We start from the raw sequence: 10,151 nt of genomic DNA on the forward strand, positions 1-10,151 counted from the left end.
GAATACACCTATGACGCCTGGGGCAAGCCGCTCAGCACCACCTATGAGAACGGCTATGAAGAAGTTGCCCAAGCAAATCCGTTCCGTTACAGGGGCTACTACTACGATTCCGAAACCGGGCTGTATTGCCTGAGCCGCCGATATTATGACCCGCAGACCGGGAGATTTATAAACACTGATAGCGTAGTTTCTTTTGCACAAGCATCTGTTCAAGGATACAACCTTTTCGAGTATGGCTTGAACAATCCCATAAGTTTTCAAGATGTTGGAGGAAGCTTGCCTACTTGGATAAATAATATAGGAAATGCTTTTAAAAAGGTAGTGAGTTCCATTACTACTTGGGCTGATAATACTTTTGGCTCTCAAACGGTAACATCGATTACGACAATCAAACGCAGGGAGATTACATATGCCGGCGGTGTCGTTAAAGTAACGACCGGAGTAAGTACATCTAAAAGTACGTCAGTAGGGAAAAGTAAAGCAGTGACATCATATGTACATGCAGATACCGGTAAAGTAAGCATCGGAAACAGTGTTAAAGTAAAATCGGTGTCTGTAAGCTCTAGTAAAATTTATTCAGACACATCCTACGGCCGTTCTATTTCATTGGGAATCAATAATATTCAACATACATTTGAATTGGGTGCGTCCTCGTCTTCTATAGAATATACTTATTCCGTTTCTGTAAACGAAGGAAGAGGCAATTCAAGCGAAACATTTGCAACTTATGAAATAAATAGTTCCGCAATAGCGGCCGCCGCAGCCGGTGCTTTTGTGGCGATATTTCCCCACATTGTTCAATTTGGGGAAGAAGCGGCAGAAGTCGTGGGAGGAATTGCATAATAACGATTCAAGGAGGTAAAATGAAAAGGAAAATTCCTTTTTCTCTTACAATTGTTTGTATATTAGCAGGTGCTATTATCTTTGGATTAACCATACACAATATTCTAGGGTCCAATGTCATTCAGCGTTATGCTTCACCTGAACTGGCCATATCCAATGATAAAGAAATTCACTTCCAAAAGATCACCAAAACGTTAGAGTCCGGGAACTATGCGCTTGTTTTTTATGAATATAATTTAAGTCTCAATTTTGAATTCCTCAATAAAGACAAAAATGGTTGGGGGGTCATAACCAGCCAATTAGGCCGGCCTGAGAAATCTGTGGATAATATTGACGGGTACTATCTAACCTATCAAAAAGATGACAACAAAAATATATTCTTAATAGCCATGGCGGATACAACTGGAACAAAGAAAGTTATCAATCCGACAGACAGTTTAAATTCCAAGTTCCTATTTTACTCTGATGATGCAAGTTTTCCTGCCTACTATTGGTTCTTGGTTTTGAATGATTTGCCCAGGGATTATCAACTAAGCATTGATAATAAAGTTGTAAAAATCAATTCTAAGTAGCCGAAACTCTTGCAGATTTTTGTGCTCAGTGATTAAATTCGCTGAGCACATTTTAAACTCTATAATTTATTGCACTGGAAACGACGACCAGCATTATAAACATAATGGGCAGCTCATTCAGCCTTCAGTCATTGCTTCATTTTATGCAATTGTGCGCTGTGATAATTGTATAGCCTTGAGCATTGACTGTTATTTTGCAGTTATCTACACGAACATACCGGCTCTTACCTTTTCGTTCGATAAGTGAATTAGTTTTCGTAATCATATCATAGCAATATTTAACTACATCAGAAACATCGATTTGAAGATTTCTTTTTATTCTGTCAGCGCCCATTTGAGTTGTATGTAATTTATCGAAATGCAAAAGTAATTCATTGTCCATTTCTCTATCTCGACTCTCTGTTATATACAAAATGGGCGACAGGTTTTTCTGTCGCTCGTTTATTTATTTGCGTTCAGATACTCACGAGTCCTAAATGAAAGAGTTGATCTTACTTTTGACTATAGACAAACTGCGATGCACATCTTGGGGCTAAAAAGGGAACGCTGCCTCTATGCGGTGTGCAGCCTGCGGTTAAAAATGCTCTCTGTAAATCATACGGCAACAATGCCAGGCCAGAAAGCTGTTTGCAATGTCTGTTGCAAAGTTCTGTGCATGGTCAAACTTTTTTACTACTTCGCTTTGAAAAGCTGACCCGTCGTCAGTTCAGCCCAACTGTAATTTGCCATATATTCACCGGTAAAAGCATTGATCGCGGTCGTATCTCCGTTTAAAAAGCGGTAGTAATCACAATCAAAACTGGTGACGTCCACTGCAATGGAATTGCGTTTTTTGCAGATAATTTCTTCCGCCTTTACATTTTTTAAGCTTCTGATCAAGTCTGAGACATGAACCTGCAGCTGATTCTGCAGAGAGCGGTTGTACTTTCGGTCTTCCCACAAAACCGCCGCAAGCTCCGCTGTGGACGAACTCGCGCCGCGCCGGTCCACCAGATAAGCCAACAGCTCTTTGGTGCGACTGCGCTGGAACTGAACCGGCACATCATCCACAAAGATTTCAAAATAGCCGAAGGTTTGAACCCGAATGTGGTGTTCCACCCTTTGTAACGGATGCCTGAGATTTTCCAGTTCCTCCCGTATCCGCTCGACTCGAACCGGTTTTGTAAGATAGCCGCTCGCGTGAAGCGCAAAGGCATCCTGCGCGTATTCGGAAAAACCCGTAACAAAAATAATATTGACCCTTGGAAAAACCTTTTTCAGCTCAAGCGCCACTTCAATCCCGTTCAGATCGTACATCTCGATATCGAGAAACGCAACATCCGGACGAAAGCCGTTATAAATGTCCTCCAAAGCGTCGTTTGGGGACAGAAACCCTCTGACGGAAAAAGCCGGGTCAACCTCTCTCAGTTTGGAAAGGATGCTGTCCAAGGCCAGCCGTTCGTCATCAACTGCCAGTATGTTCATTTTCAATGCTCCTTTTGGGAATGAGAATTGTGACGTTTGTCCCCACACCAATGTGACTTTCCACCGTCAATGTTCCGCCGCACAAACGACTCACGCGCTCTTTCGCGTTTTGAATTCCGATGTGAGAACGATCGCCGCTTTGAACCTTTGCCGGATCAAATCCCAGCCCGTTGTCCGATACCTGAATGCAGTAGGCACTTTCCGTTTCCTTTACCGTAATTTTCACCGTTCCGCCTTTCGGCCTTTTTGTCACGCCATAACGCACCGCGTTTTCCGTAATCGGCTGCACCGCAAGAGCGGGCAGTAAAAACCCTCCTGCCTGAATGTCGTAAATGGCCCTCAGACGACCCTCAAATCTCATTTGCTCAAGAGCCATATAATGTTTGACGTTTTCCATTTCCCTCTCGATCGTAATGAGTCTGGTTTCCGTCGAAAAATCGATATTGCTACGCAAATAATCGGCGAAATCGGCAATGGCGGCCTGCGCCTTTTTACTGTCGATTTCACACAGACTTTCGATTGCCGTCAGCGTGTTATAGAGAAAATGAGGTTTGATTTGAGTCTGTAACAAGGCTGCTTCCGTTTTGCGAACCTGCTCCGTAGCAAGCACGTATTTCTGCCGGACTTTCATATGCTCCGCCCGGACTTTCCGTGTGTGCTCCGCCAAAGCGGCAGAAAAGATTATGGAGACTGCAACCATACAAATCAAAGCCGCATGATGTGCCATACGGTTGCTTGGGATCAGCAGAATGGTTTCAACGTTAAGCGTGATGAGAAGATATAAAAGGATCGTGAGACTCCAGCCGATCAGGAAAAAGATTTGTTTTTTCTGACCGGAACGGTACAATCGCAGGGACAGGTAAAAAATGTAAATCGGCGAAACGATAGACATGAAATGCCCGAAAAAGTTTGTGGTAACCGGGTTCGCCCAGCTAAATGGGATCAGCAGAATACACGCCGCGATGAGTAGCTTCAAGATGGCGGCATCCCATTTACCAAAGGTGGTTCCCTCTGAAAAGACAAGGAAAAAAACAATGATGGAAATCAGATACAGAGCCCCGATTTGCATGGACAAGCTCATCGGAAGGTCCGAATGTATCGGAAAGATCACATTATAAATTCCCGTGCTGCATCCCTGATGCGCGCTGATTAAAAACACGCACAGGGCAAACGACAGGCAAAGTTTACTTTTTAATTCGAAATAGATCACAATATTGACAATGATAACGGTAAAAAGCATTCCGAATAAAAAACTGTTCAGGCAAAAATCAATGGCTTTGGCGTGATTGAATTCACTTTGCGTGTAAAAATCGAGGGTAAAATTATTGGCGTAACAGGACTGAACCCGCAGATAGACCGGTTTCCCCTTCACGCGGTTTTCTTCCAGAGGAAAAACCGGATAGGTCATCCCGGCGTCGTTTCTGATCCGGCTGTTTCCCCATCCGGAATACAGAGCCCGATATCCGTTTTCCGTCGGCACATATAAAACAGCGTACTGAAGGTTTGGGCAGTATGCCGCGATTCCATCCTGAAAGGCTCCGGAGGTTTTTTCATTCATTTGAATCCAGAAAGCGGAGTGAGTCCGTCCAAAGAAAAAATATGGCTTCTGAACTTCCGTGTATTTTTTCTGAATGGAGGGGCTGTCCATTTCGCCGATTTGCATTTCCCCCGCAGGGTCTTCTAGATAGGAAAAGCCGACCTTGGCGGACGGCTTTGAATTTGCCGCGAGACTCATCCAATCAAGACAAACCGCGGTCAAAAGGAAAACGAGGAAAGCGATTCCCACGGTACATAGCAGTTTCTTCATGTTTCCCCTCCCAATAGATTTCTAAAAGTGCCATATAATGGCTTATTATAGCACAATTTTTCCTTCTCCCACCCCCACGAAGTGACAATTCAAGCAAAAAAACAGTGTATATCTTCCATTGTTAAAATTTTTTGTTCCGAAACAGGGGATTTTGCCGGTTTTTGTTGTGCTTCTGTTGTGCATGGGGGAATATCATAGGAATAGAAAATGAAAAATTCAGGGGAATTATGTCGCAACTTTCTATTTGTGTGATACTGGAGGAATTTAAGAAATGACAGAAAAAGCAAAAAAACATCTCTGGAGCTGGAAGCCGATCCTGGCTTTTAAACAGACGGGAAAAAAAGCTTTGGCACTGCTGTTGTCCGCGGCACTGGTGATTACAACATTGCCGGTGATTCAAATGCCCGCCGGCGCAGAGGGGGCTGCCGGAGTGCAGGACTCTGGTTACGTTGCAGACAAAGACGGGTTTCACGTTGTTGCGTACGACAAATCTGCACGCATTGAGATTCCGTATGTGAGCGGCGCAAAAAATTACAAGGTGGTTTTTTCACAATCGGCAGCATTAAAGGATTATTACAGCGCTGACTGTGTACTGAACAGCGATACCTATCAACCGTATACATATGCGCTTGACGGGGACACGGATGCGTTGGATTCCTCAAAAACCGTTTCCATCGGATACACAGACGGCGGAAACAACAAATATTATTTTTATCTGGTGACAAGTGACGGTTACACCGACACGGTTCAGGATTCCGTCGAGGTTGAGACCCGTTCAACTGCGGACGCGACCTGGACAAGCCCGGGCCACTACGACACCAGTTGGTACGGTGACGGTTCGGCAAGTGAGTTTACCGTCAAAACGGCGGCACAGTTGGCAGGCCTTGCGGTTTTGACCGACGGACTGAACGACGAAACGGCTACGAGCTTTACCGGCAAAACCATTCATCTGGCCTCTTCGGTCGACCTGTCCGATTATCTGTGGACACCGATTGGAACATCCGGAGATTGTTTTTACGGCTCTTTTGACGGCGGAAATTATGACGGCGGGAAGTATACCGTCCAAAATGTTGTCACCGGTCTGCACACGAATAAAGCTGTGGAACTGCAGGGACTGTTTGGTTATACTTTGAACGTTTCTTCTTCGATTAAAAACATCGGTGTAGTCAGCAGCTATATTTATGGTTCTAATTATATTGGCGGTATTGCCGGACAATCCTACAGTACGATTGATAACTGCTATTTTACAGGTTCTGTCCATAGTAGCTTTTATGCCGGCGGAATTGCAGGCGCAAGCGCAAGCAACCCCATCACCAACTGCTATAACACAGGTTCCATTACCAGTACAAAATATGCCGGCGGAATTGCGGGACAATCTACCGACAAAGTAACAAATTGTTATAACACAGGCTCAATCACGGGGACGGGCTGGTATACCGGCGGCGTGCTTGGAAGAGGGACTTCCTCAATCACGGGGTGTTACAATACCGGTACCGTTACGGGAGCGGATATATTTACCGGCGGGATTGTCGGTCGTTTTGAGGACAACGATACCACTACCGGTTACATTTTCAATTGTTATAATACCGGCACTGTCACAGGGGTTAGTGAGTCTGTCGGCGGCATCGCAGGAGATTTTAAAGCATCACTATTGGCAAATTGCTATAATATCGGCGACATTAGCGGTAAATACAGTTCCACTGATACAGATACAGATGCAAATGCCGGTGTCGGCGGCATTGCGGGTACAGTTTCCGATATGCGTAGCAACTTAACCAAGCAGTGTGTTACAAACTGCTATAATAAAGGCATTATAACAGGTGACACTGGCATGACTAAAATCGGCGGAATTTGCGGAGCGAATGATAGCGGCTTAGGGGGACTTAACAGCTTAGCGAAAGTTACCATCAAGGACTGTTATAACGCCGGTAAAGTTAGCGGTCAGAGTCCGATTGACGGCATTGTAGGGGACGCTGGCTCCGGAACTTTGCGCAACAGTTACAACACTGGATTTGTTAACGAAACATTTTCCGACTTTTATATTGATCAGGACGGAAATAAAAACAATTCCTACATTATGGAACTGGAAGGACTTCCCGAAACGATGAATGGCGACGGCGCTTTTATGAAAGCACCGTCGGTTTATCCAGGTCAAGGTGCTTATGAGTATGGTGTGTTTACTTCCTCAAATCCGGTCAACTGGGGTTACCCGGTTCTGCGTTCGTTTGGTTACACGGATAATACCGATGCAAACGGATTTTCTCCCGCAACCATGACGATTGACGTAGCAAGCGGCACGGTGACAGCCGGCACCGATTACGGCGACGGAACGGAGTCAAACCCGTATATCATTCGCAACGCGTACCAAATGGATTTGGTGCGCAAGGATACGAAAAAAGAGGGCGTTTGTTTTAAACTTGCCGGAAATATTGATATTTCCCCTGCCCAGTACAATGAAAACGGCAGCTGGATAGCAATCGGCGGGCCAGGCGACGTATTCCAAGGAAGCTTTGACGGAAATCACTTCGCGGTTTCCGGAATGAGTATGTCCGATCTTCCATATCAGAGCTTTGGCCTGTTTTCAATAATCAAGAACGGAACCATTCAGAACCTTGGCGCAGTTTGTTCGTTCACAATGTCCAAAACCGGCAACGCGTCCTGCGGCAGTATTGTGGGAAAAGGTTCCGGAACGATTCAAAACTGCTACAATGCCGGAACCATCAACTACGATGGCGGCGACGACCCGGCTTGTATCGGCGGAGTCATCGGAACCGCCGGTTATTTTGACTATAACACAGGTTCGGTCTACCCTGCTACCGTTGCAAATTGCTACAACGCTGGAACGGTCATCCAAAACAGCAAAACAGATTGCGGAGAAATAGCCACCGGAGGCGTTGTCGGGGCTTGTAAAGATGTGGCAGGTTCAGTGGCTCCGCATACATCGACGCTTTCCTGGTGCTGCAACGCAGGGACGGTCAGTGGCGCATCAGTGCTTGGCGGCGTTGCCGGTTCCTGGTCCGGCAATTTTACGAACAGCTATAATGCCGGAAAAGTCAGTGCAACCGACTGTGCGGGGGGCGTCGCTTACCAAGTCACGGCTGCGTCAGACACCAATAAGACCATCAGCAATTGCTACAATATTGCCGTGGTTAACGGTATGAAGAGTGTCGGCGGTGTTTTCGAGTGTTGCGCAGGCACCTCGTCTCCCCAAAAGATAGTGGCATCGGTCAGTAACTGCTTTAACACAGGAACAGTCAGCAATCCGGGTAATGGGGAAACTTTCCCTGACAGCTACCCCACCGGCGGCGTCATCGGCAGCACATCCTACGCTGCCATTCAGAATTGCTATAATACCGGAAAGGTTACAGGCGTTTTCAATGTTGGTGGTCTTGCGGGCAATATCGATCATACATCTCTCCAAAGCAGCTACAATACGGGGGCAGTCAGCAGTACGCCAAGACCGGAAAATTATACGGAAAGGAGCGAAAGTGTAGGCCGTGTCGGCGGCATGGTAGGGACTGTGGCGTCCGGAAGCCTGAAAAACTGCTATAATACCGGCGAAATCAAAAGCGGCTATTTCAGAGTTGGCGGCATTGCAGGAGCGGCTGAGTCCGCAACGGTGACAAATTGTTACAACGCGGGTGATGTCAAGGGCCACAAAGATCCTGCCACGGAGTATACCTGTACAGCAGATGTTGGCGGAATCTCGGGTTATTTAGGTGGTGATTCAACTCTTTTATGTTGCTATAACCTTGGAACCATCAGCGGCGACTCGGGGGGAATAGGCGGCATTGTCGGCTACAGGGATAGCAGGAGTACAGGTGGAACAGTTTCCAAGTGCTATTTCAGCGGATGTCGGAACGCCTTCAGCTATAGTTATTTATTTGGTGACAACATTGCGACTCCCTTTGTATCCATCAAATTACCGCTGTATCAGGGCAGCACAGAAGATGTGGAAGAAGTTGCCTATGCAAATTTAGGCCCGGATTTTAAAGACGCATTTGGAATTACCGACGTTCAATATCCGGATGCGTATCAATCTTCCAACACGGATGCTTTAACGGTAAAGGATAAAACCGTAACAGCTGCGGATGCGGGGATGGCAACGATTAGCGGAATAGCCGGCGATAATAACAACGCCAAAATCGTCATTTCACAGAACGCCCTGAACATGACCGACGCGACCTCCGGATTTAAAGATGCGGGAACAGAGAAGGTTTCCGGCGTGGTCAATATATCGGCGGGTGTTCAAGTTCCAACGAAATTCACCGCCTTTTCCGTCAAAGCGGGTGACGGTAAGAATTATTCCGGAAAAATTGATGATTCTAAAAATACCATTTTGGTCAAAGTCCCGGACGGGACGGACGTCAGCAGCCTGGTTGCAACGTTTACCGTGAATAACGGGGAGGTAACTGTTGATTACCAACCACAGACAAGCGGCGTTACACAAAACAATTTTTCGAGTGCTCTAACATACACTATTAATGGATCGGATAGAACTTCTTATACAGTCAAGGTTGTGCCGGAAAGTCAATCACTTAACAGGATTGACGAGTACGACATCAAAGCAGACGGTAAATACTATGATGGAAAAATTGATGAAACAAATCACACGATCAGCGTAAAAGTACCCTCTGGTACGGATCGAAGCAGCCTGATTGCTAATTTTTCTGCCAACGATGCAGAACTTACCGTTGACGGAGCCGAACAGGAAAACGGCGTAACGCCGAATGATTTTACAAGTCCGGTATCTTACAAGGTAACAGGACTTGACGGTTCAACGGCAACCTATACGGTTACGGTTACTTGCGCAGACAAAACAGAAAAGAGTTTGACCTCTTTTGACCTGGATGACAGTGATGACAATGAGTTTCACGGCACCATTGATCAGACCAACCACACAATTAGCGTTAAGGTGCCGAAGGGGACGGATGTTACCAATTTGACCGCTTGGTTTGACACCTTTGCGCCAAGTGTGAAAGTGGGAGACAAGGAGCAGGAAAGCGGAACAACAGCGAATGATTTCACCAATCCGGTCACTTACACGGTCACGGCCGCGGACGGTTCCACGCAGGACTATACCGTCAAGATTGTCATGGCAGATACCGCTGCCATGGAATCCTATTCCCTGAAAGCGAAAGGCGGCAGCACCTATTATGACGGTGTGATCGACGAAGACAATCATACGATTGCAGTCACCGTTCCCAAGGGTACGGACGTTACGAAGTTAGTTGCGAAATTCACCGCATCGGACGGCACAACCGTGTCAGTTGGAACGACCAGGCAGGTAAGTGAAACAACGGTGAACAATTTTACAAATCCGGTTACTTACACCGTGAAAGCGGCGGACGGAACAACGCAGGACTACAAGGTGACTGTAAAAGTGGCAAGCGGAGCCGAATTCCAATCCTATTCTCTGAAAGAGAAAGACGGAAGCGACTATTATACCGGAACCATTGACAAAG

Annotated in this window: 6 protein-coding genes; 3 read left to right on the plus strand and 3 right to left on the minus strand. The window is 46.2% G+C overall.

What is annotated here, in order from left to right; all coding sequences use genetic code 11:
- Together ACLQ3M_RS11245 and ACLQ3M_RS11250 are read left to right on the plus strand one after the other, a co-directional pair.
- The coding region (locus ACLQ3M_RS11245) for an RHS repeat-associated core domain-containing protein (protein ID WP_411677787.1) at window positions 1–843 on the plus strand (843 nt) is incomplete at its 5' end.
- 20 nt (window positions 844–863) lie between these two features.
- The gene (locus tag ACLQ3M_RS11250) at window positions 864–1,415 is read left to right on the plus strand and encodes a hypothetical protein (protein ID WP_411677788.1); all 552 of its coding nucleotides are present in this window, start codon (window positions 864–866) and stop codon (window positions 1,413–1,415) included.
- Window positions 1,416–1,551: 136 nt separating this feature from the next.
- Here ACLQ3M_RS11250 and ACLQ3M_RS11255 read toward each other — a convergent pair whose 3' ends face one another.
- The 3 genes from ACLQ3M_RS11255 to ACLQ3M_RS11265 all read right to left on the minus strand — a co-directional run bounded on the left by ACLQ3M_RS11255 (window position 1,552) and on the right by ACLQ3M_RS11265 (window position 4,686).
- Window positions 1,552–1,797 (minus strand): DUF3781 domain-containing protein, encoded by a 246-nt coding sequence (locus tag ACLQ3M_RS11255; protein WP_411677789.1) that lies wholly within the window; start codon window positions 1,795–1,797, stop codon window positions 1,552–1,554.
- Window positions 1,798–2,087: 290 nt separating this feature from the next.
- The gene (locus tag ACLQ3M_RS11260; RefSeq protein ID WP_411677790.1) at window positions 2,088–2,879 is read right to left on the minus strand and encodes a response regulator; all 792 of its coding nucleotides are present in this window, start codon (window positions 2,877–2,879) and stop codon (window positions 2,088–2,090) included.
- Window positions 2,860–4,686, minus strand: a complete 1,827-nt coding sequence (locus ACLQ3M_RS11265) for a histidine kinase (RefSeq protein ID WP_411677791.1) — start codon at window positions 4,684–4,686, stop codon at window positions 2,860–2,862. Before ACLQ3M_RS11265 ends, ACLQ3M_RS11260 begins: the two co-directional genes overlap by 20 nt.
- Before the next feature lie 271 nt (window positions 4,687–4,957).
- Here ACLQ3M_RS11265 and ACLQ3M_RS11270 point away from each other — a divergent pair.
- Window positions 4,958–10,151, plus strand: a 5,194-nt coding sequence (locus ACLQ3M_RS11270) for a GLUG motif-containing protein (RefSeq protein WP_411677792.1), incomplete at its 3' end; no start/stop codon positions are given.

Origin of the sequence: Caproicibacter sp. (genome assembly GCF_046707225.1) — a bacterium.
Taxonomy (GTDB): Bacteria; Bacillota; Clostridia; order Oscillospirales; family Acutalibacteraceae; genus Caproicibacter.

Excerpts from the sequence above, each read along its gene's own strand:
- ACLQ3M_RS11250 (WP_411677788.1), top strand. The coding sequence starts at position 864 with ATGAAAAGGAAAATTCCTTTTTCTCTTACAATTGTTTGTATATTAGCA.
- ACLQ3M_RS11265 (WP_411677791.1), bottom strand. The coding sequence starts at position 4,686 with ATGAAGAAACTGCTATGTACCGTGGGAATCGCTTTCCTCGTTTTCCTT.
- ACLQ3M_RS11260 (WP_411677790.1), bottom strand. The coding sequence starts at position 2,879 with ATGAACATACTGGCAGTTGATGACGAACGGCTGGCCTTGGACAGCATC.
- ACLQ3M_RS11255 (WP_411677789.1), bottom strand. The coding sequence starts at position 1,797 with ATGGACAATGAATTACTTTTGCATTTCGATAAATTACATACAACTCAA.